Annotated in this window: 21 protein-coding genes; 16 read left to right on the forward strand and 5 right to left on the reverse strand. The window is 36.6% G+C overall.

Annotated elements, in window-relative coordinates; translation table 11 throughout:
* The first annotated feature begins 132 nt into the window (after positions 1-132).
* The 10 genes from ACQ96U_RS14040 to upp all read left to right on the forward strand — a co-directional run bounded on the left by ACQ96U_RS14040 (position 133) and on the right by upp (position 13,199).
* On the forward strand, positions 133-2,370 hold the full coding sequence (locus ACQ96U_RS14040; RefSeq protein WP_431721896.1) for a glycoside hydrolase: 2,238 nt from the start codon (positions 133-135) through the stop codon (positions 2,368-2,370).
* A gap of 296 nt (positions 2,371-2,666) precedes the next feature.
* On the forward strand, positions 2,667-3,140 hold the full coding sequence (locus ACQ96U_RS14045; protein ID WP_431721897.1) for an NYN domain-containing protein: 474 nt from the start codon (positions 2,667-2,669) through the stop codon (positions 3,138-3,140).
* A 1,326-nt stretch (positions 3,141-4,466) separates the two neighbouring features.
* Positions 4,467-8,426 (forward strand): amino acid adenylation domain-containing protein, encoded by a 3,960-nt coding sequence (locus ACQ96U_RS14050; protein ID WP_431721898.1) that lies wholly within the window; start codon positions 4,467-4,469, stop codon positions 8,424-8,426.
* Between the two features lie 13 nt (positions 8,427-8,439).
* Positions 8,440-8,664 carry a hypothetical protein gene (locus ACQ96U_RS14055; protein WP_431721899.1) on the forward strand — a complete coding sequence of 75 codons (225 nt, stop codon included), beginning with the start codon at positions 8,440-8,442 and terminating at the stop codon, positions 8,662-8,664.
* Between the two features lie 21 nt (positions 8,665-8,685).
* Positions 8,686-9,642, forward strand: coding sequence for a pseudouridine-5'-phosphate glycosidase (locus ACQ96U_RS14060; RefSeq protein WP_431721900.1), 957 nt, complete (start codon positions 8,686-8,688; stop codon positions 9,640-9,642).
* A gap of 36 nt (positions 9,643-9,678) precedes the next feature.
* Positions 9,679-10,377 carry an HAD family hydrolase gene (locus tag ACQ96U_RS14065; RefSeq protein WP_431721901.1) on the forward strand — a complete coding sequence of 233 codons (699 nt, stop codon included), beginning with the start codon at positions 9,679-9,681 and terminating at the stop codon, positions 10,375-10,377.
* Positions 10,374-10,844, forward strand: coding sequence for a DMT family transporter (locus tag ACQ96U_RS14070; protein ID WP_431721902.1), 471 nt, complete (start codon positions 10,374-10,376; stop codon positions 10,842-10,844). Before ACQ96U_RS14065 ends, ACQ96U_RS14070 begins: the two co-directional genes overlap by 4 nt.
* 6 nt (positions 10,845-10,850) lie before the next feature.
* A complete protein-coding gene (locus tag ACQ96U_RS14075; RefSeq protein ID WP_431721903.1) occupies positions 10,851-11,303 on the forward strand; it encodes a DMT family transporter in 453 nt (150 codons plus the stop codon).
* Complete coding sequence (locus tag ACQ96U_RS14080) at positions 11,296-12,498, forward strand: questin oxidase family protein (protein ID WP_431721904.1); 1,203 nt, start codon at positions 11,296-11,298, stop codon at positions 12,496-12,498. The genes ACQ96U_RS14075 and ACQ96U_RS14080 overlap by 8 nt, the downstream gene beginning before the upstream one ends.
* A gap of 20 nt (positions 12,499-12,518) precedes the next feature.
* Positions 12,519-13,199, forward strand: coding sequence for a uracil phosphoribosyltransferase (upp, locus tag ACQ96U_RS14085; RefSeq protein ID WP_431721905.1), 681 nt, complete (start codon positions 12,519-12,521; stop codon positions 13,197-13,199).
* Positions 13,200-13,309: 110 nt separating this feature from the next.
* Here upp and ACQ96U_RS14090 read toward each other — a convergent pair whose 3' ends face one another.
* A complete protein-coding gene (locus tag ACQ96U_RS14090) occupies positions 13,310-13,702 on the reverse strand; it encodes a hypothetical protein (protein ID WP_431721906.1) in 393 nt (130 codons plus the stop codon).
* A 370-nt stretch (positions 13,703-14,072) separates the two neighbouring features.
* Between ACQ96U_RS14090 and ACQ96U_RS14095 the strand changes: the two genes are divergently transcribed.
* On the forward strand, positions 14,073-14,594 hold the full coding sequence (locus ACQ96U_RS14095) for a hypothetical protein (RefSeq protein WP_431721907.1): 522 nt from the start codon (positions 14,073-14,075) through the stop codon (positions 14,592-14,594).
* A 77-nt stretch (positions 14,595-14,671) separates the two neighbouring features.
* Here ACQ96U_RS14095 and ACQ96U_RS14100 read toward each other — a convergent pair whose 3' ends face one another.
* Positions 14,672-16,999: a methyl-accepting chemotaxis protein gene (locus tag ACQ96U_RS14100; RefSeq protein WP_431721908.1), complete on the reverse strand. Its 2,328-nt coding sequence runs from the start codon at positions 16,997-16,999 to the stop codon at positions 14,672-14,674.
* Positions 17,000-17,309: 310 nt separating this feature from the next.
* On the opposite strand from ACQ96U_RS14100, the gene ovoA reads away from it, so the two are divergent.
* The 3 genes from ovoA to ACQ96U_RS14115 are packed head-to-tail and all read left to right on the forward strand — an operon-like array spanning position 17,310 to position 21,310.
* A complete protein-coding gene (ovoA, locus tag ACQ96U_RS14105) occupies positions 17,310-19,463 on the forward strand; it encodes a 5-histidylcysteine sulfoxide synthase (RefSeq protein WP_431721909.1) in 2,154 nt (717 codons plus the stop codon).
* A gap of 5 nt (positions 19,464-19,468) precedes the next feature.
* Positions 19,469-20,194, forward strand: a complete 726-nt coding sequence (locus ACQ96U_RS14110; RefSeq protein ID WP_431721910.1) for an ABC transporter substrate-binding protein — start codon at positions 19,469-19,471, stop codon at positions 20,192-20,194.
* A 45-nt stretch (positions 20,195-20,239) separates the two neighbouring features.
* Positions 20,240-21,310 carry a Rieske 2Fe-2S domain-containing protein gene (locus ACQ96U_RS14115; protein ID WP_431721911.1) on the forward strand — a complete coding sequence of 357 codons (1,071 nt, stop codon included), beginning with the start codon at positions 20,240-20,242 and terminating at the stop codon, positions 21,308-21,310.
* 278 nt (positions 21,311-21,588) lie between these two features.
* Here the strand turns inward: ACQ96U_RS14115 and ACQ96U_RS14120 are convergent, their stop codons facing one another.
* Together ACQ96U_RS14120 and ACQ96U_RS14125 are read right to left on the reverse strand one after the other, a co-directional pair.
* Positions 21,589-22,527, reverse strand: coding sequence for an ABC transporter substrate-binding protein (locus ACQ96U_RS14120; RefSeq protein ID WP_431721912.1), 939 nt, complete (start codon positions 22,525-22,527; stop codon positions 21,589-21,591).
* Positions 22,520-23,473 (reverse strand): ABC transporter substrate-binding protein, encoded by a 954-nt coding sequence (locus ACQ96U_RS14125; RefSeq protein ID WP_431721913.1) that lies wholly within the window; start codon positions 23,471-23,473, stop codon positions 22,520-22,522. The genes ACQ96U_RS14120 and ACQ96U_RS14125 overlap by 8 nt, the downstream gene beginning before the upstream one ends.
* Positions 23,474-23,656: 183 nt before the next feature.
* Here ACQ96U_RS14125 and ACQ96U_RS14130 point away from each other — a divergent pair, with 183 nt between their 5' ends.
* Positions 23,657-24,613, forward strand: coding sequence for an ABC transporter substrate-binding protein (locus ACQ96U_RS14130; protein WP_431721914.1), 957 nt, complete (start codon positions 23,657-23,659; stop codon positions 24,611-24,613).
* Here ACQ96U_RS14130 and ACQ96U_RS14135 read toward each other — a convergent pair.
* On the reverse strand, positions 24,610-25,386 hold the full coding sequence (locus tag ACQ96U_RS14135) for a substrate-binding periplasmic protein (protein ID WP_431721915.1): 777 nt from the start codon (positions 25,384-25,386) through the stop codon (positions 24,610-24,612). The two genes, ACQ96U_RS14130 and ACQ96U_RS14135, sit on opposite strands and share 4 nt — an antisense overlap.
* 302 nt (positions 25,387-25,688) lie before the next feature.
* On the opposite strand from ACQ96U_RS14135, the gene ACQ96U_RS14140 reads away from it, so the two are divergent.
* Positions 25,689-26,147, forward strand: coding sequence for an Hsp20 family protein (locus ACQ96U_RS14140; protein ID WP_431721916.1), 459 nt, complete (start codon positions 25,689-25,691; stop codon positions 26,145-26,147).
* The last annotated feature ends 12 nt before the right edge of the window (positions 26,148-26,159 follow it).

Raw genomic sequence — 26,159 nt, forward strand, 5'->3', positions numbered from 1 at the left:
TCGAACCTTTTCAAGTAGATGCTTTAAACGTATGGCGATTGTTAATATTCTTAGTAATTTTGACACAATCTTGACAATTCTCTCTAGCCGATTTGCTTTAATTCTCCAGCTAAGTATTTTACTGGAGATAACATGCGTAAAAAACTGCAAATCTTATTTAATGTAATATGGGTATCAGCATGTAGCAACAGTTACGCAGTAACCTTGGAAAGCCCCCAATGGCAAGTCGATATTGAACCCTCTACCCTTGCCATGGTTGCAACCTACCATATGAAATCACTCATACTCTCCAATGGAGGAACGTTAAACGAGAGTAAAACCATTTCACCTCAATCGGTGACTATCAAACAACAAACAACTAACCAACTTGCATGGCGGTGGCCAAAACAAAAGTTAACCTTCCTGGCACAGCTTAATGGTAGCAATCTCCAATTCACAGTACATAGTGATCAACCACAATCATTAACCTGGCTACAACAACCTCAAACTAATGTGAATGCATTAATTCTGCCTCTAGGAGAAGGAAGCTATATCCCTCTTAATAATACAACCTGGCAAAAATACCTAGTTGAGGAACTGCAAACAGTTAACACCACTCAAGACCTAAAGCTGCCATTATGGAGTCAACAATTCAATAATTTACAGATGAACTGGGTACTCAATAATCCCTTTAACAATCAAATTACATTCAGCCACCAGGGTAAGAACCTTGCTTTAACTGCAACACATAAGTTCACCGCGTTAAATTTACACGAACCTGTTGATGTCACCATTAATTTGGATACTCAAAAAAATATAATTTCAGGTGCAACACTCTATCGTTCATATCTGAAGAAAAAAAAGCAGTTTGTTAATCTAACGCATCGACTAAAAAATGTTAATTATGGTGATAAAATTATTGGTGCCAGTCACTTTTATGTTTGGGGTATGCCTTTATTTTCCCATTATGATATTAAAAATTGGCCTGGATTGATTTCTTGGCTAAAAAGTGGAGCAGGTAAAGCTTTTATAAACACACTACAGTCCAAAGAGCAACGTTCAGCATTAAAAAACGCTAAACAAAACCTACCTCTATGGGAAAAGAAATGGCTTATTCATACACTGAATAATGCCTTTCTAGCTTCCACTCCACAGTCTGACAATAAAATTAACTCACAGGTTAGGCATGCTAATGCAACTATCGCACTAATAAATGAAAAAATTGGACCTTTTTTGAATGATAAAAAAGACTGGGGTGATGGTCTATCCTCTCGACTACTGACTCAGCTTCAAAAGGCTGGCATAAAAAGAGCCTGGCTTGGTCTTGACGATTGGCGAGAAGGATTTTACCACCCAGAAGCTGTACAAAAAGCTAAAGAACTCGGTTATCTGGTGGGTGCGTATGATTCATATAATACAGCACTTCCTGGTAGTGAATCTGATGGTAGCTGGATGTCATCAGAAATGGGCGATGAAATATTTAAGAAATGCGGCATCATGCTTGCTAATAATAAATGGAAAACCGGCTTTAAACAAAGAGGTCGCTATACAAACCCTTCATGCTTAACAGACTACTACCAAACACGAGTCAAGCAAATCCTTAAGTTTGCAAAATTTAATAGTTATTTTCTTGATGTCGATGCTACGGGTATGGTGTTTGAAGATTATCACCCAGAACATACCATGACAGAAAAGCTAATGGCATTATCGAGAGAAGCCCGTTTACAATGGTTCAGTAATCACTTTCGTTTACCGCTAGGTTCCGAGGATGGTAATGCTGTCACTCAGCGCGGTATCATCTTTGCCCATGGATTACAAACGCCTGTTTTTGGTTGGGGAAACCAATCCATGTTTAAAGATAAACAATCAAGCTACTATTTAGGAAACTGGTGGCCTGATAACGAACCCAGCCTCTTCTTTAAACCGGCAGATATATTACCAAACTATAGAACCACTGTTTTTGACCCAAAATTTAAAGTGCCGTTGTACCAGACCGTCTTTCACGATGCAGTCATCACCTCTCATCACTGGTGCTATGATAATTTTAAGTTTCCTTCTTTGCGTCCACAACGTGAGCTATTTTCACTATTATACGCAGTCCCACCACTTTATCACATTAACTATGAGGTACTTAATAAGCGATTACCTATTATCAAAAAGTTTGATCAGATCTTCTCTCCTTTACACCAACAGTTGGCGACTCAAGCTATTAAACGGTTTGCTTTTTTAAATAATGAAAGAACCATTCACTATATTCAATACGACGATAACAGTGAAGTATGGGTGAACTTCGCCAACAAAGCATGGTCACACAACAAAATTAATCTTCCAGCCCAATCAATGTTGGCTACTTTAGCTAATGGACAAGTTGTTAAGTACCAAGCTCAGTAAAAAAAATATAGATCCTTTCGAAGAGTATATATTATAGCCACATCAGCTCTTAAAATGGCTAACAGAGCTATCAAGTAATGATGCCCCAAGCGCGCATATTAATAAGTGACTGGGGCTAAAAACATCGATAACCCTCACTTTGAGCGGCTAGCTGTATAAAAATGATTCGCTAAGGCGTATGTTTCTCTTGCTAAACTCATTTGAACATATTACGGATATCATTGTTTTTTCATAAAAAAAAACTACAATAAATGTAGCCACTTATTTCACCCGTTGTATGGAAAATCACCACACTTATGGAAAAAGTTTCAATCTTTGTAGATGTACAAAATATATACTACACAACCAAGCAAGCCTATAACAGAAACTTTGACTATAACCAGTTTTGGGCATCAGCAACAGCACATAGACAAGTAGTCAAAGCAATCGCCTATGCCATTGATCGAGGTGATGAGAAGCAAAAGCAGTTTCAAAACATTCTCAAAGCGATTGGTTTTGAAGTAAAGCTAAAGCCTTTTATTCAAAGAAGTGATGGTTCAGCAAAAGGAGATTGGGATGTAGGCATCACACTTGACGTTATGGAGTATGCTTCAAGGTCTGATGTTGTAGTACTTGCTACTGGTGATGGGGATTTTGATTTGCTCGTCAACAAAGTCAAAAAGGATTTCCATGTCCCAGTAGAAATCTTTGGTGTTCCACAGCTTACCGCTCGCTCTCTCATGAATGCGGCATCATCATTTATAGCTATTGATAACTCGCATTTGTTGTAACCAATACATGAAAATCAATTATTTAGAATTTCAAATTAACAATCAATAAGACGCTAAGCTTGGTTAACTTTCCAGCTAATATTATGCCAATGAACTTCTATGTGTATTATAATTTAATAAGCGATAAGTAAACCAGCTTGTACACAGCCAGTTAGTTAACAAGATTCTTTTACTTTATTTCTATGGAATTTTATTAATAGAAAGTAAAAAGTTCAGATCATAAAATTATTCTCCATACCCAATCAAAGCTAAAATGTAAATTAGACTTTAGTCTATACCTGTATGTATAGATTATCTGGCTCTTTTTATTACTTGCATAGCGCATTAAATAAGTAAATTAGTTATCAGAGATAATAGCAGCTTTCAGCTTATCTATTCGAAAAACTTATCAAATCTTCTAAATTTATATATACAAAGAAAATTAAATCAACTCAATTCTGTTGCTTGCATATAAAACAGTTGTTGTGATACTATTTTTAAAATCTGTGCTTCAGGGCTTTCACATTTGAACATTCGCGAAAATGTATGGTATCAATTCCTAGAAAGTCCTTTATAATGGATCAATATTAGATTCAACTAAAACATTAAATACTTAAGTGGGTATTATTGGCCAGTTTTGTAAGGAAGACTAGCAATCAACAATACCTAAGTAACCAAGGGTTTTTAGTTAATATATCAACGCTATCATTTGCATTGAGGATAAGCACCGTAAAAGGTTTCACACTAGTATTATTTAAGCTTTCGCTAGAGAGTAATGTAAAACTGTAGCATCACGTAGTACGTTTCTAATAACCGTTAATTTGTAGTATAAACAAGGACTGATATTAAGTAACTTGACGGAAATGAAACGATAAGCACCAAAAAGTAGCTTAACGTATTTTCTATAAACAAGAAGTGTCTAATTAGTATGACGTTTAGAAAAAATACATTATTATCATATACTTCAGATATTGATATCTATTTCATAAAACAATTTCAATGTTGGGAATAGAATATTAGTTATCAACGCTAGTAACGTCAGCAAATATATTATTAGCTACAGCTTTAAACAGAAAATAAAGCTATTTTTTACCGTTTGTCGGTTATTTAATTTTATACACGCAAAGTTAACCATATAAATGTGATAATCACACTAATACAGCTTAATACAAATAATAAGCTTTTATTTTTTTAGTAGTATTTATTTTGCATCTTACCAATAAGGACATCTTGTTTTTACAAGGACAATACGAAAGGAATCGTTAATATGAGTTTAACTACAAAACAACTACTTAGTAAGTGTGAATATAACACTCAACATTTAACCTTATTAATACTTATACCAAAATGAATTTAAAAAAAGAAAATAGCTTTAAGGATATCAAATTTTCACCCTTTACCTCTAAGACAAATGTAAAATGTCTACCTGACCTCCTTATGGAACAGGTATTAGCATACCCTGATGACATAGCAGTAGTATGTGAAGATAAAAGTTTAAGTTATCGAGAACTAGCAGAAAAAAGTTCCAATTTAGCGGTTTATTTACAACATACCGGTGTCATGGTTGATGAATGTATTGGTCTTTTTGTAGAACCTTCATTCGATCTAATGATTGGTGCATGGGGTATTTTATTTTCCGGTAGTGCTTATTTACCACTATCGCCTGAGTACCCTGTAGACCGTCTACGGTACATGATAGAAGATGCTTGCCTTAAAGTTATTTTCACTCAAGAAAAGCTTAAAGATAGCTTACTGAAAATAACACCACCAGACATACACATTGTAACCCTTGAAGATGCAATCACATTTACCGATGCATATCGAATAACAAATATATACAACCGATGTGTCTATTTACGTCCACATAATTTAGCATACATTATTTATACATCTGGTAGTACTGGTAAACCCAAAGGGGTAATGATTGAACATCACAGCATCGTAAACCAAATGTTGTGGATACGTCATACTTATACACTTAATCAAAATAGTATTGTTCTTCAAAAAACACCCATGAGTTTTGATGCAGCTCAATGGGAAATTTTAGCTCCATGTTGCGGGAGTCGTGTTGTCATGGGCAATCCAGGCGTCTACCGCGATCCTGAACAACTCATCAGGTTGATTATTCAGCATAACGTAACAACGCTACAATGCGTACCAACATTGCTTCAAGCATTGTTAAATAGTGATGACTGCCAAGAATGCCATTCACTCAAACAAATTTTTAGTGGTGGTGAAGCCCTTTCAAGAAAGTTAGCATTGGAATGTAGTCAAATACTGCCCCACAGTAGATTAATTAACTTATACGGCCCTACCGAGTGCACAATTAATGCCTCTGCATACAATGTAAACGCAGAATCATTAAGAGATAGCATAGAATTTGATGGTTCGAAGGCCATTCCTATTGGAAAACCTGTTTATAATACTGAATTTTATATTCTAAATAACCAACTGTTACCTGTTACAGAAGGAGAAACAGGAGAGTTATTTATTAGTGGTGACCAACTCGCACGAGGATATCTCCATCGTCCTGACTTAACTGCTGAAAAATTCATCGACAACCCATTTTGTAAAAATGACCATCATAGTACATTATACCGAACTGGAGATTTAGCCTATTGGAATACTGATGGCTCTGTTCAGTTTGTAGGCCGTGTTGATAATCAAGTTAAACTAAGAGGATTTCGAGTTGAACTTGACGAAATTAAGCTTGCTATTGAAACACATTCCTGGGTTCAAAATGCTGCCGTTTTCTTAAAAAACGATTCTCGGACTGGTTTTCAAAACCTTATTGCTTGCATAGAGCTAAATGCTCGCGAAGCAGCATTAATGGATCAAGGCAATCACGGTGTACACCATTTATCTAAAAAGAACAAACTACAGGTTAAAGCTCAACTTTCTAACCCAGGATGTAAAACTCAACAAGAATTAACAGATAAGGAAATTATAGAACTCTCAGGTAAGCATGCCACACAGTCTCAGCGTCATTTAGCATTTTCAAGAAAAACATACCGATTTTTTGAAGGTGGACGTGTAAGTAAAACAGATATAATGCAACTGCTCGATAAATCTACAGATGAGCTTGAAACTTATAAACGCAATATTAGTTCTTTAACATTTAATGAGTTAGGTGAAATACTAAGAAATTTCGGACAATATCATAGCAGTGAGCGCCTATTACCCAAATATGCTTATGCCTCTCCAGGTGCATTATATGCAACACAATTGTACTTAGAACTACATTGTATTGGTAAATTGAAATCTGGTTATTACTATTATCATCCCCTACATCACCAGTTAATACTTATTAAAGAAGTAAATAACGCTATAAATTCTCATATTAAAGTTCACTTTATTGGAAAAAGAAACGCTATTGAACCTGTTTATAAAAATAATATTTTAGAAGTGTTAGAAATGGAAACAGGTCATATGCTGGGTTTATTCGATGCCATTCTCCCTAACTATCATTTCAGAATGGATCATGGTACATATACACCCACAGTCAAAGACAACTTAGAGGCTGCTCCTGAAGATTACTACCTTGGATCATTTGAAATCACTCCAAGTACAAACACATATCAAACAGATAAGTTAGACATTTTTGTTCAAGCTCACGGAGATAAAGTTACAGGCCTATCTGCAGGGCTTTACCATTATAAACGAGATCATTTAGAACAAGCTTATCTTGAAAAAATTACTGATGATATAATTCAAAAAAAACATGTGATCGCTATAAATCAACAAGTCTATGAAAGAGCCAGCTTTGGTATTTGTCTAGTTTGTCGAGAAAATTCTGACTGGAAAAGTTATATCCAGTTAGGACGAAAACTACAGCAACTTCAAATGAACGACCAATACCTCGGTTTTATGTCTTCAGGTTATAGCTCTAAAACAGGTAATGATTTACCCGCAGCCAAACGTATAACAACAATTCTTAATAATTTTGGAGAAGAATCAGGGCCATCATATTTCTTTTTAGGTGGACGCATCAGTACTGAACAGCGGAGTAGCGAAGGTATGAAAGAAGATGCTATTCATACTATGGGACCATCAGAAATACTTAAAGATGACTTAGCTAAATGCCTCCCTGATTACATGATGCCAAACAGAATCATCATCATGGATACCCTTCCACAAACAGCTAATGGAAAAATCGACTATAAGACCCTTAAGGCATCCAAGCAGGTTAACATTGAATCACTTGAACGTCCTGTTATCCATCCAAGAACAGTGACTGAAGAGGCCATTGCGCTTATTTGGAAAAAAGCGCTGCGCTGGGATACCGTTTCAATAGAAGACGATTTTTTTGAATCTGGGGGTAATTCACTAATTGGTGTACAAATAATAAATAAGATCAACAAAGCGCTTAATTGCACACTTCCCCTGCAAATTTTATTTGAAGCACCAACCGTAGAAAAGCTAGCTAAACATATACAATGCGAAAATAAGCAGCCGATTTCTCGTTTTGCATGTTTATCAAATGAAGGGGAGCACAATCCAATATTCTGCTGGCCAGGTCTAGGGGGGTATCCCATGAGTCTAAGACCTTTAGCCAATCAAATAAAAATCAAACGTCCTTTTTATGGCGTACAGGCATATGGAATCAACACTGGAGAAATTCCTTTCTCTACCATAAAAGAAATGGCTGCAGAAGACATAAAGTCAATTAGACAAATACAACCATCTGGACCATATACACTTTGGGGATATTCATTTGGTTCACGTGTTGCCTTTGAGGTAGCCTACCAATTAGAAAAAAGTGGAGAGTGTGTTGAAAACCTTTTCCTAATTGCGCCTGGTTCTCCAAAGATTCGAGCACATAACACCGACAATGTAACTGCTCAGTCTGCTCATTATGAACAGCCCATAATCCGTGATCATTCAATATATAATAATAGAACATTTGTAACTATTTTATTCTCTGTTTTCTCACAAAGCATTAGTGGACCTATGTTAGAAGAATGCTTAAAAATTGCTAACAACGAGGAGAGTTTTATTTCCTATATTAGTTCGAAATATAAGCATCTTGACCCAGAGTTAATAAAACGAATAACTGAAATTGTTCGTCTAACATATGATTTCAAGTATACATTTAATGAATTAATCGAACGTCAAATTAAAGCTCCATTAACTATTTTTAAAGCAAGTGGAGATGATTATTCCTTTATTGAGAATAGTAATGACTATTCTTTAAAACCACCAACAATCGTTAATCTTGAAGCAGATCATTATGCTTTACTTAAAGAGCCAGAGCTTCACGAATTAGTAAGTGCAATTAAGCACAGATTAACCATAAACGAAAACTAAACAGGCGGATCCTATGCCACATGTAAATATTAAGTATTTTCCAGCGCAACTGAATCAATCTCAAATAGATGAACTTGTTGCAGAGATTTCAAATACAATTCAAAAAACATTTAACTGTGATGCTGGAGTTATTTCAATAGCACTAGAACCTACTCAGCAAGAAGTTTGGAATGAACAGGTATATATTCCTGAGATTGAACAAAAGAAAAATTTACTTTGCAAAAAGCCAAATTATTAATTGTTCATATTAGGAATTACTATGATTAAGAACTATAAAGGCATCACTTTAGTTTATAGTGATGAAGTAGCGGATGCACTTAATACGCAAAAACCCGTTGTAGCATTGGAGTCAAATGTAATAACCCATGGTTTAGCCTATCCAGATAATATATCCACTGCCAAAAAGGTTGAAGCCGCGGTAAGAACTGGGGGATCAATACCAGCAACTATTGGTATTGATGCCGGACGTATTCTTATAGGGATGACTGATACAAATATGGAGCGTTTTGCCTCAACAGCAAAAATTCCTAAAGTGAGTAGTCGAGATCTACCCATTATTTTAGCTCAAAAAGGAATGGGTGCGACTACGGTTGCATCCTCATTAGTGGCAGCTGAAATTGCAGGAATACCTTTTTTTGCATCTGCAGGCATAGGAGGCGTACATCGAGGCGCAGAAAAAACGATGGATATTTCTTCAGACTTAATACAGTTCACTCGTTCAAAAGTTGCTGTGATTTGTGCTGGAGCTAAGAATATTCTAGACCTCAACCTAACAATGGAGTTTTTAGAAACTCATTGCGTGCCGATAATATCTTATCAATTCGATGACTTTCCTGCATTCTACTGTCGTACAAGTGGAATTCGTAGTCCACATCGCTTAGATGATGAAACAGATATTGCACGTGCAATTGAGCTACACTGGGCGCTTGGCAATCACAGCTCAATACTTGTCACCAGTCCCACGAAAAAGGAAGATGCCATTGATAGTCAGGAAGTTAATACTGCTATCAATCAAGCCATCTTTAGCGCAGAAAAAGACGGTATTAGTGGAAATGCTTTAACAAAATATATTATGCATGCAGTGGATAATGTCACTAGTGGGAAGTCTGCTAAAGCTAATATGGCTGCACTTATTAATACAGCCGGTGTTGCTGGACGTCTTGCTGCAGCTCATAGTCTGCATCGTCAAGATATTGCAGCACAAACAGCCAGCTAAACAATATAATAAATGACAATATTACGATAAAATACCATGATAAAAAATGCTGTTATCTTTGACTTAGATGGTACTCTAATTGATACGCCTCGAGCTATTATTGAAACATTTACTCAAACCTTTTTAACTATGGGCCAAACGGCTCAAAAAGCTGAGGATATTCGAGCAACCATTGGATTACCCTTAGAAAAAGCCTTTAGTCATTTGCTAAATGTACCTCTGGACAATGAGCTTGTTATACAGAGTATAAAGCAATACCAGCTTCTCTTTAGAGAAATTATCTTACCTAAAGCTAAAACACTCGTATTTCCTGGCGTTGAAACTGGTTTAAATATTCTTAGTGATCAGGGGCTAGCGCTGGCTATAGCAACAAGTAAGTTCTATACCAGTGCTGACTTATTATTGAAAGCAGCTGGACTACGTGATTACTTTAGTGTTGTCGTTGGAGCTGACCAAGTAAGTCGTCCCAAACCAGATCCAGAATCTGGCTATTTAACCTTAAAAAAACTAGGCAATACACCTGTAGACAATTCCATTATGGTAGGAGACACGACACATGATCTTCAAATGGCTAATTCTGCAGGTATGAGGTCTATAGCAGTAACATACGGAATTCACAATTTATCACTACTTAAAACATCTAATCCTACTTGGATAGCGGATTCTTTTGCAGATGTCGTTAACGCCATTACTGAGGCATTTCAACTTAAACAAATCGAGGCCGTAATACTGTGATTGATCGTTTAAAAGATTGGTTATTAGCTATTGCTGGAGGCGTTCTACTTGCGCTGATGATTGAATATAATAGCCTCCTTGCAAAACATACTACACCTTATATTGCTTCTTGGGTAGCACATGGTATGGGAGCAATTGTTGCACTCACACTTGTTTTTCTAACAATGATGCTTTTAAGCCGAAAGCAAATTAAAAGCAATGTGAGAAACACTTCCAAGCTACCTCTTTGGTTTTACTTAGGCGGTATTCCTGGCGCCTTCACTGTAGTTCTAGCTGCAATTGCTATCAATGGTAGTCTTTCATTATCAGAAGCTATTGCATTAATGCTTGTTGGTCAAGTTATCTTCGGTATGATTTCAGACCATTTTGGGCTTTTTCTCGTGTTAAAACGCCGTATTGTTTTAAAGGATTTTCTAGTTGTCACATGTGTTCTTGCCGGAAGTGCAATGATTATCTTTGGGAGGTAAAACAGATTGATTCTATTTATATTTTTAGCACTTTTAAACGGAATGCTAATTGGATCTAGCCGAGCCATTAATGGTCAATTAAGTGCTAAAATTGGTCCATTTAAAGCCTCCCTTTGGAATCATATTATTGGTTTCTTATTTCTTACACTCATTTTATTAATAATGGGACAATGGCAAGTAGATAATCCATCAGAAATTCCTTTTTCAGCTTATCTCGGGGGATTCTTTGGTGCTTTGTTTGTAGCTGTCAGTAGCTATGTTTTTCCTCGTTTAGGTGCAATGAATGCAGCAATCCTTGTTATTAGCGGACAAATGATTTCAGCAGTATTTATTGACTGGCAGAATACTGGCTCCATACCTAGTTTATTACGCTGTTTAGGTGTCATCGTTGTGTTATTAGGGATCTATATATCTAGATTACCCAGCACACCTAAAAATAAGGAAGTAATCAATGACTGACGATAGATCAATTATAAACGCCCTTTTAAATGACAAAGCTTACCATATAGAATTTAATGGACATCTTACAAATCATGTCAAACATGCTGTTGTCGCCCTTGCAGGGATGAATATTCCTGCTCAAAAAATAAAAGATTATTACGAAAATTATGCTAAATTGACAACCTACGGTTTTGGTCTTGAAGCAGCCAGGCCATCAACGTATGTGATAACTGAAGACAACTGGGAAGATTTCCTAGGACAACGAACGAGCTTTTCCGCTTACTGCGAGTTTTTTGATCAACAAGTAAAAAAGTTAGGTCTAGACACCGTTCTTAAAAATTATATGCCGAAGCTTCTTCCTGGTTGGGCTGGAGCTTTCACTCATGCAACTATTCATCTCGGCTGGGCACTTGATATAGGGAGTCGGTGGATGGCTATTGAGGGTTTAGCTTATATGGCATACACCTATGTTTCATGTAACCCCCAGCGAGCTGCCATCAATCGTGATCAATATATTAACGAAATGCCGTTCGATTCTTTATCCCGAATTACAAATTACTGGAATAATCATTATGTAAAGCTGTCTGACTGGGTAGAAACACTTGTTTCAGACACAGAGTCAGACAAAGTAGCAGGTATACATCCAGAACTTATTAGATCAGGCCTTCAGTATCGTATTGCAAAACTTCTTAAAGTAGGCCACCCATTAATTTACGATCTTCCTGCCTGGCTTGAATGCGAAGACTCTTCAGCGATATGGAATCAACTGTATTACACTGTTTCTCTTTTATACTTAGCAAAACCTGGTGATTTTGTTTTACTTCATCTTATCACTTCACTACATGCGATGGAGAAAATTGCACAGCATTTACCTGCAAACCAAACCAAAGATGTTATTAAGTGCTATTGGGTTGGATTACTGTGTATTTTATTTTCCCGTGCAGACTTTCCAAAACAAGCAAAACTTGAATCCCTGCATCATACATTCAATAAAATTAAAGACGATGTTGATAATTTAGCATTGAAACAAGTTTGGGAACAAACGATAGCACGTTCCGTAGAAGAGGAAGAAGAACACAATCCTAAACTTGTTTATGTTCTTCAATTAATGTGGAAAAGAACTGAAGGACTGTCTATTTATCGTGCTGCAGCAGGTCAATTTACCACAACTCCAGAACTTCCACCTTCTTTTGAAACGCCCCCTACCGAATAAAAAGCAGTTAGGTATATAAAATGTCAAACTCAATAACATATGACATAGAGAGCTATATAAATAAAAATGTGTATATTCTGCCTCAGACCAATCAGTTACGGGCATTGCATACAATAATTAGAAATCGCCATGTTGCACGTGAAGATTTTGTTTTTTACTCAAGTCGGATTATTCGTTTATTAATTGAGGCAGGACTTAACCTATTACCTTTTGAGCCTCTTGATGTAGAAACACCTGTAGGTAACACCTATAATGGCTTACGTTTTTCGTCAAAACTATGTGGTGTTCCAATTATAAGAGCTGGCGAAAGCATGGAAGCTGAACTACGAGCAGTTTGTCCATCAATTCGCATTGGTAAAATACTTATACAACGGGACAAGATAACAAAGCTACCACATTATTATTATTCAAATTTACCTGAAGATATTCACAAACGACACATTCTCATGCTTGAGCCAATGCTAGCAACAGGAGGAAGTGCAAAAGCAGCTATTCAGCTATTACTAGATAAAGGCGTACAAGAAGATAAAATTATTTTTATAAATTTTATCACTGTTCCTGAAGGTATACATGCTGTTTGCAGCAAATATCCAAAAATTAAAATCGTTACATCATCTATTGAAGAAAAACTGAATGAAAATGCTTTTATGGTACCTGGAATTGGTGATTTTGGGGATCGTTACTTTGGAACTGTAGACTAAGAACGTTTTAACAGTAATAAAATATTTGTAGTGTAACAGGCCTTATCAATTTAAGGCCTGCCACAAAGTTGACTACTGTATTGATATTAGATAATCAAGGATCTATCATGTTAATGTGATTCAATTCCTACAGAATACACCATGGGTTTTTGACCTGGCCTATGAAAAATAGCTGTTGTTGGACAACGCCCTAATTCAGTATCACCAAAATACCACTCAACATAAAGATCTATTCCTGCTCGTCCAATAGTTACAGCTCTATAGCCTGGATCAGAACAACCTATTGATAAATTTTGTCCATAGTGAACCTCACAATTATTTTTTGATACATACCCTTCCTGAGTGCTCGTAGTATAATTACAAGTACTCAATGTTCTGCAGGATAACTTCCAGTTTCCCTGGCAAGTTTTATCCACAGAAGTATTATCAACTTCACTTGATGCCATAGTAGTTGATATAACAAATATATTCATAAAAAAAATTAATAGCATTCTTTTTAACATTTAAAATCCTTTTTGACTATTATGTTGTATTACTCTTTATATAAATATAACACTTCAAGTTAAAACTAATCACTCAAAGCTGAATTTATCTTGCACAACAAATTTAACCTAGTCAATTTAACTAAAAAGCAGAAAAATTTACACTTTAATAAAGTATTAAGTATTTTAATAAAGAGATGCTTAACATTTTACACATCAATAGAAAATATATTACTATTTATTAGTGAAGTGATATTTTAATATTAAGAAGTCATATTTTGTAACTACCAATGTACTAAATGTTGATTATTACTTCATTCCTGATACATACTAATGCAAAATAATACGCACTTAACAGTATAAAAATTATACAAAAAAGGCATAAAAAGATATGAAAAAAATTGTTATCATTGGCAACGGAGGATCAGGAAAGTCTACTTTAGCACTTTCACTAAAAGCCAAACTGGACTTACCAATATATCATTTGGATCAGTATATATGGACCTCTAACTGGCAGGCTGTATCTGAAACGAAGTTTACAGAAACACATGACAAGCTTATATCAAATGAGCAGTGGATTATTGAAGGCGTTGGTTATGACAGCACCATTGAGTCACGAATTATAGCTGCTGATACAATTATATTCCTAGATTTCCCATTTCCTTTTTTGCTTTACCGAGTTTTCAAAAGACAAGTTCAATCACTGTATAAACAGCCTGCTGGCTGGGCCCCCAAAAACAAACTTTTATCAAAAACGGCCTTTATCATTAGGATAGTTATTGATATTCATCGCAATACCCGTGAGTATATACTAACGTTAATGACTAAACACGCACACAATACGGAAGTACTATATATTAGGAATCTTCGAATGCTTAAAATTCTGCATTCTAAACTGGGTCTTAACGTTTAACAGAAGCCAAAGAGTATTCTTTTGACAAGCAGTAGTCCATTGCAATCTATAATAATTATTTTAGCAAGTTCTTATAGCTATACTTTAAATTCTTTTACTAACCGCTCCAACTTATCAGCTAAACTTTCAACGTTTTTTCCTGTTTCTAAGTTCTTATTAGCTTCAGCAGCGGTACTTTTCGAAATATCACTAATTTTAACAATGCTTCCATTTATACTATCTGACGCTATTTGCTGTTGTTCTGCTGCAGCTGCAATGTGTGTATTCATTTCATTTATTTCTGATACTGCTTCACTTATTTGAGAAAGAGCATCATTTAGGCGATTAACTTGTTCTTTATTGCCACCAACTCTTTCAGCAGAACGCTTCATTAAAGAGACAGCTTCCTGAGACCCAGTCTGTAGGCTTTGAATCATTTGTTGAATTTCAAGTGTCGCATCCTGGGTACGTTGAGCTAAGGTTCTTACCTCATCAGCAACCACTGCAAAACCTCTTCCTTGCTCTCCAGCACGTGCTGCTTCTATCGCAGCATTTAATGCCAATAAGTTCGTTTGCTCAGCAATACTACGAATAACGTCTAATACCGCGCCAACCTTTTCACTATCTGTGGCAACGTTATTCATCGTATGTTCAGTTTCCGCCACTTCTTTAACAAGCGCTTCAGATGAATGTGATGTCTCATGAGCGGCCTGAATACCGTCACCACAGAGCTTATTCGCACGTTCTGTAGACTCTGCTGCAGAACCCGCATTTTGAGCCACTGATTGAGCTGTTGCATTCATTTCCGTAGATGCTGTTGCAACTTGCTGAGACTCGGTTTGCTGTAACATTACGCCTTCCGCTGTACTTGCACTTAACTGTGCCATTTGTTTTGCAGAGTCTTTTAATTCAACGACTGTCTCCATAATTTGCCGTACAGTGTGGTTGAATTTCTCCAACATACCATTAACAGCATTAGCTATTCTGCCCACCTCATCCTGGACATCAAGCTCAATAGTTTTACTAAGATCAGAGCTTTGCTGAATAGTCAATATTGATTCTTCAAGTTTTGTTATTGGCTTAGTAAATAACTTTGAAACAAACATACTGAATAAATAAGCCAGTATGGCAAAAGCCAGCATGCATATAATGCTTACTTTCAAAATAAATGACCGCAACTCATCAGCAGGAGCAAATGCTTCATCCTCGTCAATTTCACTCATTATGGCCCAATTCAATCCTGCTATATCCAGGGGAGCATAAGCTGACAATACGTTAACATTGCGATAATCTGGAAAAACCTGAAATGCTGTTTCGCCCGCAATCGCTGCATGAGTTCCTTTGGTTTTCACAGGTTGTAAACCAATCGTCGTCTTCTTCGATAAAATAGTATTAATAAGCGATTGTTTTATACCAACTGATGCCAATGCTGCTTCATAACCCGATTGATCTTCAAGCAAAAAACGACTCAAACTGCGCATGGTATAATCAGGGCCTACCAAATACGTTTCCCCAGAAGTACCTAACCCGGCTTCTACCCATTGCTGATTATACGTCATAATCGTATTGATTCGATCAATCGGCATTTGAAAAATCAAAACACCAATTCTTTGGTTTTCATCAAATATTGGTGTTGCAATAAAAGAGGCGGGATCTTCATAAGAAGGTGTATAACTTGCAAAATCAGTCAAATAGACAGTTCCTTGAGCTGCATTAACGACCTGCTTAAACGCTTCACCAATACCTGAGTTTGCATAAGGTCCACTTTTGAGAGAGGTAGAAAAATCCAACTCTTTAAACACGGTATATACAATGTCCCCAGTTTCATAGTCGACCAAAAATATGTCATAATATTCGAATCGTTGTAAAAAATCTCTTATATGAGGATGAAACTTTGCGTGAATTTTTGCATATGTGGTATTATTTTCCAACTCTACCAACTTATCTTTTTCACCCAATGGATTAGGGTTTGATTGAATAAATGCATGTTGCAGGGCAATTGAGTCCTCATCTAAATTATTCAACAACGGGTTAACATTTGCCTTTTCTCCATTATTTCTATTTCCATACTCATTATTATAATCTCCTGTATAATAGTGGCTTAAGGACTCTCTTAGAGTATTTACATCAATTATTTCAGCTTCACTTCTATAAGTCTTAAACGCTTTGTTAAAATCACTCATTGCATTAATGATCATACGATCATTTGAGAAACTTAAAACCTGATTCCGAATGGTATTAAAATAGCTCTCTATTTGCTGTTTTTTAATTGTTCTTACAGAAATAAGTTGATCACGGGCTTGTTCTTCCATGGTTTTTCGTGCAGTTTTATAACTCTCTGAACCTAATACCAGCGATAACACCATTAGAGGAATAAGTGCTACACTTAGCAATATGAACGTTAGTTTTATACGTATACTTTTCATTATTGTTTATCAACTTTATGCAAGATCCTTTGGGCTAATCAATTCCTAAAGTTATAGCTTTATTATATGTTGATTACACGCCTTTTCTATCTATATTACTCATTAATATTCTAAACATAGTTTACCAATTCAGTATAAAAACTTGTATATTTCCTTACTGAATCGTCATTTTATTTTTTATCTAGATTTAATTATTCTGCTTACCCTAACTAACAGATAGACTACATCTTGAAGCATATTAATTTTCAAATATGCATTATTTGAATATGCTTATCTCTAACTGAGAAACCATACTCTAAGGGACTAGGTTATGCTTTCAACACAAATTTTAGAAAAGGCTGATGTGCAAGACACTTTTATTGCCACAAGAACAATTAGTCTAAATGGAACAAACCTTTCAGAAAAAAGAAAAGAATTATTAAACTATTTCCATAAAACATTTTCTCTTTATGAAAGTATTTTTGAGTGCTTAATAAACGAAAATGTATTCTACATGCGGCCTAACCCTCTTCGCCACCCATTAATATTCTATTATGGGCATACAGCAGTATTCTTTATCAATAAACTCAATGTGGCAGGATTAGTTTCAACTCGAATTGATCCCAAGCTAGAGTCAATGTTGGCTATAGGTGTTGATGAAATGTCGTGGGATGACCTTCACGATGATCATTATGATTGGCCAACGCCTAGCCAAGTACATGATTATAGAGAAAAAACACGTACACTCGTTGATCAATTTATTCGGTCAACAGATTTTTCGTTACCGATCAATTGGCAAGATCCTATGTGGATTATCTTAATGGGTATAGAACATGAACGTATCCATTTAGAAACAACATCAGTACTTATTAGAGAGCTACCTATCCAATGTGTAAAACCTCACCCTGTATGGAGCAACATCTGTTTAACCAGTAATATTCCTCCGACCAATGAGTTACTCCCTGTTAAAGGTGGTCCTATCACCTTGGGTAAGTCAAAAAATAATCCACTCTATGGCTGGGATAACGAGTATGGGGTATATACTACCCAAGTAGAAGACTTTAACGCCAGTAAGTACCTTGTTTCAAATAAAGAGTTTCTTGATTTTGTTAATGAAAATGGATATAGCCAAGAACAGTTTTGGGATAAAGAAGGTTGGCAATGGGTTCAATCACGTGAACACAAACTCCCCACTTACTGGCTTAAGGTGGGTAATTACTTTAAGTATCGGACCATGCTCGAAATTATCGACATGCCTTGGGATTGGCCTGTTGATGTGAATCATTATGAAGCAAAAGCCTTCTGTAACTGGAAATCTACTGTCTTAGAAAAAAATATACGTCTACCCACCGAAGCCGAATGGTATACCCTACGAAAACTAGTAGATACAGATCAGCCATACTGGGATTACGCACCAGGCAACATTAATTTAGAATATGAAATGTCAGCTTGTCCTGTAAACCGCCATGCCTTTGCTAATGGTTTCTATGACATAATTGGTAATGTCTGGCAATGGACAGAAACCCCCATTGATTGCTATGAGGGTTTCACGGTACATCCAGCTTACGACGATTTTTCCACTCCAACATTTGATGGTAAGCATTTTATATTTAAAGGGGGTTGTTGGATTTCAACGGGTAATTATGCCATCAAAGACTCGCGTTACGCATTTCGGCGTCATTTTTTTCAGCATGCAGGTCTCCGTTACGTAGAGGCAGCCCCAATGCCAAAACCTAGTTTAAATGTTTATGAAACAGATACAATCGTTTCTCAATATATCGAATTCCATTATGGAGAGTCCTATTTTAATGTGCCAAATTTTCCTGTCACCTGTGCACAATACTGCAATAAACTTATGGAAGGTTTGCCAACCCGGCGCGCTCTAGATATTGGTTGTGCAGCCGGTCGTGCGAGTTTTGAGCTGGCAAAAATCTTTAACCACGTGGATGCTGTTGATTTTTCAGCACGAATAATACAAGCACCAACCAATCTACAAAAACGTGGATGTCAACGATATACCCTTCAAGAAGAAGGCGAACTCGTTACCTATAAAGAAATACGTCTTGAAGGGTATAACTATCACAACATCAAAGATCGAGTGACTTTTTTACAAGGTGATGCCTGTAATCTCAACGCTAAATTTACCAATTATGACCTTGTTTTTGCTGGAAACTTAATAGATCGGCTATATGAACCCGCCAAATTCTTAAAGTTGATTAAAGACCGAATTTGTCCAGGAGGGCTGTTGGTGATTACATCACCTTATACCTGGCTTACTGAGTTTACAAAGCGTGAGTATTGGTTAGGTGGTTTTAAAGCTAATACCGGAGAATCATATACAACATTAGATAGCTTACAAGACCACTTAACGCCTGAGTTTGAGCTACTACAAAAACCTATTGATATTCCTTTTGTTATTCGTGAGACAAAGCGTAAATATCAACATACGTTAGCCGAAATGACTGTGTGGAAAAAAAAGGATTGAATGCCATGCAAACCACGAACTCATCATTGAAACTGATAACACCAGGTGTGCTCACAGTAGGCACACTAGAACAAGTTAAACCAATGTCGTATCAGGATAATGAGGGAAACTGGAAAGGTTTTGAAATAGACATTCTTAGGTTCATCGCCGAACATATGAGGCTTGCAATAGAGTTTATCACTTTTCCATTTGACCATATTTGGTTACGCCCCAAACAAGGGGAATGTGATATAGCATCGGCTGTTCTTACTATACTTCCTGAACGTGCTGCAGAAGGCGCAGCGTTTTCGCGCCCTATTTTTGAGTTTGGTCAGTCCTTACTTATTCGTACAAGTGACTCACATTATTTTCATACATTACAAGATTTAGCCCATAAAAAAATTGGTGTGGTTGGAAATACGATGGGTGAAACTTATATACGAGAACATGCCTCTAAAAGTTCACAGATTATACCTTATCAGCGTGCTGAGGATGTTTTAAGAGCGCTTCGCAACCATGAAATTGATGCTTTTTCTCGTGGAGAACCTTGCAATGGTTATATTGCTCGTCAATATGTTGAGTTCGATATAATCGACATTCAACCGTGTCAGGAAAAAGTAGGTTTTGCAGTCTCACAAGAAAATAATACCTTACTTGATATCATTAATACTGAAATTAATAACATGAGAGACAATGGGACAATACGTAAATTAAGAAAATTTTGGAAAGCTTACAATATTCATTTACTTTAAAAAAGTATGGCAATCCAAGGACCATTATAAATCAAGGAGGTATCCATGCTTGTTGCATCACAGCCTGCACTTAGGCATTTTTTTTATCCTGTCTGTCCTATTAACAAGCTAAAAGATGGACCTGTCGAATTTACATTATTAAATCAGTCTATCGTACTTTGGTTAGATCAAAACAATCAACCTGCTGCGGCGGAAAATCGTTGTTGCCATCGTTGGGCAAAGTTAACCAAAGGTAAAGTTATTGATGGTGCTATTCACTGTCCCTATCATGGCTGGGCTTTTGCCAATACTGGGCAATGCATTAAGATTCCTCAACATCCTGAAAGACCTATTCCTGCTACCTATTGTTTAAAAACATTTAAATGCCAACAACGATATGACTATGCTTGGGTGGCACTTGAAGACCCTCTGATGCCTATTCCAGAGGTACCAGAGTTTGAATCAGATGAGTACAGAGTTATTCATTTAGAAAATCGTACGTGGCAATGCAGTGCATTGGTTGCTTTAGAGAATATTTTTGACACCGCACATCACCATTTTGTTCACCAATGCTTGGGTGATAAGGTAAACCCTGTGCCTATATCACCAACTCTATTAGAGAGCACTCCCTACGGCATGCATTTTAAATCAGATATGTATAATTATGGTAATAATTTACAATATAAAGCATGGAATATTGATGATGATGAAATGGTACTAAAACGCGACTTTCATTGGTATATGCCTTTTCTGGTAAAAATGACTTTAACGCTACCTAATAATCTTAAAAATGTAACACTGATATCATTTACTCCCATGACAGACTCAAGCTTACAGTGGATTAATTTAGTCATGCGCAATGATACAGAAGAAAATGTTAAAGCCAGTGATGTCATTCAACTTGGAATGACAATTAGCTATGAAGATCAGGAAATTTTAGAAACCGTAGCACCTGATGTTCCATTAAATATTCACGAACAATGTCATATGGAATCGGATCGCCCCTCAATATTAATTCGAAAACGTTTTTCTGCGTTACTCTCTGATTTAGAAGATAACGAGCAAAGAACGCACAATACACTAAATATACCTGAGGGCCAGAATACATCATATAAAACAAGACTAAATGTTTATTAATACTAGGGCCTGTTAACACTATTTGAATATCACTGTTATGACGGTAAAAGCACTAATCTAGGCGCGAAGTGTGAAGTTTAGTTGTTCTAAATAAACAATGAGCAACAACGAGTAGTGCTTTTACCGTCATCACCCTTCGGGCCGTGATTATTTTTCCTCCTAGCGGTGTTACACGTCATTTATGTAGAATGACTACACGGCATTCCTTGTGCCTTGCTAAGCGAAAAAATAGTCTACGGCAGTGGTGATTCAAATAGTGTTAACAGGCCCTAACTAGCTTAATCTTTACAAGAAAACCTTAACCACTCCCGCCAAAGTGGTTCGTTTTCTTTAAACCAACGTTCAGCGGCCTGTTGGTGTGTTAATTTTTCAACATCAACCCAATATGAAAGTGTTGAAAACTGCTGCCCTGTTAGCTCAATACGTTCAATCAATTGAACTGCACAAGGGAGTTTATTTTTAAGTCCAACCCAAACAATTTTTTTTAGCCAGCCATTTTTTGGATTTCCACAGTCATATGTTGAATAGGGGTTTACTCCCCAGGCTGGATCTATTTCGCACTTTGTATCATATTCAGGAAACTCAACAAATTTTCCCTTATATTTTAACTCTACCCAGTTTGGCGTCCAATTAAATAACACTATAGGCTTTTCATTCTGATAGGCATTTTCCAATTCAACCCATAATTCATCTCCATGGCTGACTCTGACAAGATTAAAATTTAAGCCCAACGCTATAATTCTATCTGAGTCCGGTTTTTCCCAGGGTCCCCCCAAATAAAGCCCTCTTTGCTCGTCATTACCTTTGGCAAAAATATGAGCACATTTTTTTAACGCGTGCCAGTCAGGAAGCCCTGGACAAAACTTTTCTACATACTCAGGATACCACCAGTCTTCACGCGTTGTTGCTTGATGATTACCCAAATCAAGAATGCTATGACTTTCCATTAAATATAAATATTCTTCCTCCATAGTGCCTTGCCATACTTCCATTTGGACATGCACAGTCCCATTGCCAATCTTATACCACTGAGCACTTGTGGGCATATTAACATACTCAACCTGATATCCCCGATTTTCTAATAATTCTCCAGTTATTATGGATAATACAATTTGTGTCGTCCAATCATTCGTAATGATTTTTATGGGGTCATTATTTGCATGCACCGTTGACAGACTTACTACCAACAACATGATTAAAAAAAATTTTTTATTCATCAAAACATGACCTATCAATCCAAGTCTTCCATATTTGCTTATTCTCTGTTAACCATTTATCTGCAGCAGCTTCATAGCGCATTCCATCAATATCGACCCAATAACTAAATGTAGCTATTTCAGTATTATTAAACGAGATATTCTTAATCATATTTAAAGCACACGGATATGCCTTTAATCCTTTCCAAGCGATTTTTTTTAGCCATCCATTCTTTGGATTACCACAATCATAAGTAAAGTACATGTTAACCCCCCAGAGTGGATCACTTTCGCACTCAGGGTGATGTTCAGGAAACTCAATAAATTTCCCTTTATACTTTATTTCTACCCAGTTTGGCGTCCAGTTGAATAGTAGTATTGGCCTACGTTCTTCATAAGCCTGCTTAAGCTTATCACCTAGTTCATCACCATGCTTTGCCCGTATAATATCAAAGTTAAGCCCCAAAGCTCTTATTCTTGCAGCATCAGGCTTTTCCCAAGGTCCACCAAGATAAATACCCCGTAAACTATCTGCACTTTTTGCAAAAATATGACTACATTTTTTTAGTGCTTTCCAATCAGGAAGCCCAGGGCACAATTTTTCGACATAATCAGGATACCACCAATCTTCTCTTGTACTAGCCTCATGGTTACCAGCATCAATTATCTTATTATGTTGTAATAAATGGAGATACTGCTTTTCCATAGTCCCTTGCCATACTTCCATCTGGACATGAACTAATCCTCGACTTATTTTATACCATTGGGCTGCAGTCGGTAGTTTTATATACTTTACCGTATACCCAAACTGAGACAGTAATTTACCTGTAATGTATGATTGTACTAACTGACTGGTCCAGTCATTCAGTATCACTTTGACAGGGCCAATTTTACTTTTATCCTCACTTGCACATAGGTTAACTGTGAGAAAAATCAAACCATACAATAACTTTTTATTACTATTCATTAACAACACTTTTAATCAATGCCAATACGCTATTTGAACCCTAGAACACTACTTCCATTATTAACCACCGTAAATCATATATATCCTTATCGCTTTACGATTACCTATATATCTTCCTATATTAACTAATTAGTAGCTTAATCTGCTCTATAATAAAACAAGCTCTCATGATCACTGGCTGCCATGAAATCTCTTAATCCTAGTTTAGCTTGTGTTACCTCACTCCTACTCTCTTTTATGTTAGTGAGTCCTGCTTATGCCAATAATAAATCTGTATCAATTATGTTGAATGAATGGAGCAGTCAAATTATCATCTCTAATATTTACGCCAAATTACTAAAGAAAAAATCTATCCCTTATACATTTACCGACGTTCCTTCTGACACACAGTGGTATCATCTTGCAAGAGGCAATACACATGTTCAAGTAGAAGTCTGGCAAGGCAGTATGGAGCATGATTTCAATAAACTTCTAAAACAAGGCAAGATAATCGATGTTGGCAATCATGATGCTATTACACGCGAGGGCTGGTGGTACCCAGTCTATGTAAAATCACTTTGTCCTGGTTTACCTGATTGGAAAGCACTAAAAAAGTGCTCAACTATTTTTTCTGTTGATAGTGTGTCTGAAAAAGGAACCTTTATTCGTGGTCCCTGGGGAGATGATGCATCCAGAATAAGAGCTTTGGGGCTTAATTTCAATCTCTTAAAGGTATATCATAGTGATGAGCTCTGGCGTATACTTGAACGTTTTTATGCACAAAAACGTCCTGTCGTTATTATTAATTGGACCCCCAACTGGGTAACAAAATACTACAAAGGAGAATTTATAACATTTCCTAAATATGCCCCAGAATGTACAACAAATCCTAAATGGGGAATAAACCCTTATTATAGCCATGACTGTGATTATCCTTTACAGGGATGGCTTAAAAAAGCCGCTTGGGCTGGACTGCCAAACATAAGTGAGTGTGCCTTTAAGATACTTCAACAACTTAACTTTAATAATCCGATGATTGAGGAACTCACAGAATGGTCAGATAAAGATAAGCTCACATATAAACAGGCTGCACAGCGGTGGATTAATAAATATGAAGCTATCTGGCAAAAATGGCTCTCAACAGCATGCCCCCGAAATTAATTATTACTTATTTTTTGAGTATCCCATTTTTCAATATATGCTTGGTACTGACCTTCTTTTTTCATTTTTCGCAATGTGATATCAAATTGATCACGAATTTTTGTCAATTTTCTTGTTTTTGAAAACACCATAAAGCTTGGTGTAACTTGCACATCAGGTTGTATTCGCTCAATAGGCTGTAGAGGGAACTCAATTAAGATTTTTCGATACAGGTAAGGCGTACTAAATAAGTCTCCTACTAAGACATCAATACCGCCTCGCTCCAATAAGAGTATTAAGTCACGCGGTCTCGTTTTACTTATTAATTTAGTAAATACTCCTTCAGCAACTAAATGATCAAATACTGGACCATAGCTAAAATCCTGCCGCACCCCTAGTCGATAATTTGCTAATGAAGATAAGTCACCACTGTAGTTAATCTTGTGGCCTTGTCTAATAAATAAAGTCACGACTTCCTGCATAAGCACTTCTTGTGAGTAATCTAAATAAGCCGTACGTTCTTCTTTATAAAGCACTTGGAATGCACCATCCAATTTACCTTCCTTCAACGACTTTAAAATACGAGACCAAGGCATAACTCTTATAACGATAGGTTGCTGTATTGAGCTAAAAATATGGTTAACCAGGCTAACAGTAATACCATCAATATTCCCCTCACTATTCATATAATGATAAGGAGGGTATTCCAAGGTACCTATCGTTAATGGCCCTTTTTGTTGTTCTCCCTTAGCCTGAAAGACCATACTAGTGTTTAATATCAAACTCAGGCTCATTAGCTTTAGTAACCTTGACCTCATCCACCATAGCCCTAGTGTATTCATAGCTGTCAGTAACAACCCGTCTAAAAGAAATGCTCATTTTTTTTCATCGTAAACTTGAAAATGAATATATCACCCCCACTTTAAGATTAGCGTAATTGCTCATAGAGAATTACGTGTACTTTCAGTGACAGCAGAAATAAGTCATGAAAGTTATTTAATCAGGCTTGATCATGAGATGAGCCGAACGCCCTGTTCTTGGAATATTTACCCAAGTAAAGGTTACATCATATTGCTTAAATAAAAGGATATGTATCATGCATAAATTTGATTTCACACCTTTATATCGCTCAGCTATCGGTTTTGACCATATTTTTAACTTACTAGACTCAGCCACTCGTGTTGAGCAAGGTCAGCCAAGCTATCCCCCTTATAATATTGAACTGCTTGGTGAAGATCGTTATCGCATCACTATGGCAGTAGCGGGTTTTACGCAACAAGAATTGTCTATTGTCAGCGAACAAAACACCTTACTGATCACGGGTAAAAAGGCTGAAGAAAAAGAGCAACGTCAATTTCTTCATCAGGGTATTGCTGGTCGTAGCTTTGAACGTCGCTTCCAATTGGCAGACCATATTCAGGTCGTCAATGCCTCATTAGAGAATGGACTGTTACATGTAGAACTCGTCCGAGAGATTCCAGAAGCGATGAAAGCAAAACAAATTCCCATCGCTGCCAACAATGCAGAAAGTAACCTCATAGAACAAAACGGCTAGTTGCTCAGCATA

Origin of the sequence: Zooshikella sp. RANM57, from assembly GCF_050749885.1 — a bacterium.
GTDB lineage: Bacteria > Pseudomonadota > Gammaproteobacteria > Pseudomonadales > Zooshikellaceae > Zooshikella.

Coding starts and splice junctions, on each gene's coding strand:
- ACQ96U_RS14040 (WP_431721896.1), top strand. CDS start 133: ATGCGTAAAAAACTGCAAATCTTATTTAATGTAATATGGGTATCAGCA.
- ACQ96U_RS14045 (WP_431721897.1), top strand. CDS start 2,667: ATGGAAAAAGTTTCAATCTTTGTAGATGTACAAAATATATACTACACA.
- ACQ96U_RS14050 (WP_431721898.1), top strand. CDS start 4,467: ATGAATTTAAAAAAAGAAAATAGCTTTAAGGATATCAAATTTTCACCC.
- ACQ96U_RS14055 (WP_431721899.1), top strand. CDS start 8,440: ATGCCACATGTAAATATTAAGTATTTTCCAGCGCAACTGAATCAATCT.
- ACQ96U_RS14060 (WP_431721900.1), top strand. CDS start 8,686: ATGATTAAGAACTATAAAGGCATCACTTTAGTTTATAGTGATGAAGTA.
- ACQ96U_RS14065 (WP_431721901.1), top strand. CDS start 9,679: ATGATAAAAAATGCTGTTATCTTTGACTTAGATGGTACTCTAATTGAT.
- ACQ96U_RS14080 (WP_431721904.1), top strand. CDS start 11,296: ATGACTGACGATAGATCAATTATAAACGCCCTTTTAAATGACAAAGCT.
- upp (WP_431721905.1), top strand. CDS start 12,519: ATGTCAAACTCAATAACATATGACATAGAGAGCTATATAAATAAAAAT.
- ACQ96U_RS14090 (WP_431721906.1), bottom strand. CDS start 13,702: ATGTTAAAAAGAATGCTATTAATTTTTTTTATGAATATATTTGTTATA.
- ACQ96U_RS14095 (WP_431721907.1), top strand. CDS start 14,073: ATGAAAAAAATTGTTATCATTGGCAACGGAGGATCAGGAAAGTCTACT.
- ACQ96U_RS14100 (WP_431721908.1), bottom strand. CDS start 16,999: ATGAAAAGTATACGTATAAAACTAACGTTCATATTGCTAAGTGTAGCA.
- ovoA (WP_431721909.1), top strand. CDS start 17,310: ATGCTTTCAACACAAATTTTAGAAAAGGCTGATGTGCAAGACACTTTT.
- ACQ96U_RS14110 (WP_431721910.1), top strand. CDS start 19,469: ATGCAAACCACGAACTCATCATTGAAACTGATAACACCAGGTGTGCTC.
- ACQ96U_RS14115 (WP_431721911.1), top strand. CDS start 20,240: ATGCTTGTTGCATCACAGCCTGCACTTAGGCATTTTTTTTATCCTGTC.
- ACQ96U_RS14120 (WP_431721912.1), bottom strand. CDS start 22,527: ATGAATAAAAAATTTTTTTTAATCATGTTGTTGGTAGTAAGTCTGTCA.
- ACQ96U_RS14125 (WP_431721913.1), bottom strand. CDS start 23,473: ATGAATAGTAATAAAAAGTTATTGTATGGTTTGATTTTTCTCACAGTT.
- ACQ96U_RS14130 (WP_431721914.1), top strand. CDS start 23,657: ATGAAATCTCTTAATCCTAGTTTAGCTTGTGTTACCTCACTCCTACTC.
- ACQ96U_RS14135 (WP_431721915.1), bottom strand. CDS start 25,386: ATGAGCCTGAGTTTGATATTAAACACTAGTATGGTCTTTCAGGCTAAG.
- ACQ96U_RS14140 (WP_431721916.1), top strand. CDS start 25,689: ATGCATAAATTTGATTTCACACCTTTATATCGCTCAGCTATCGGTTTT.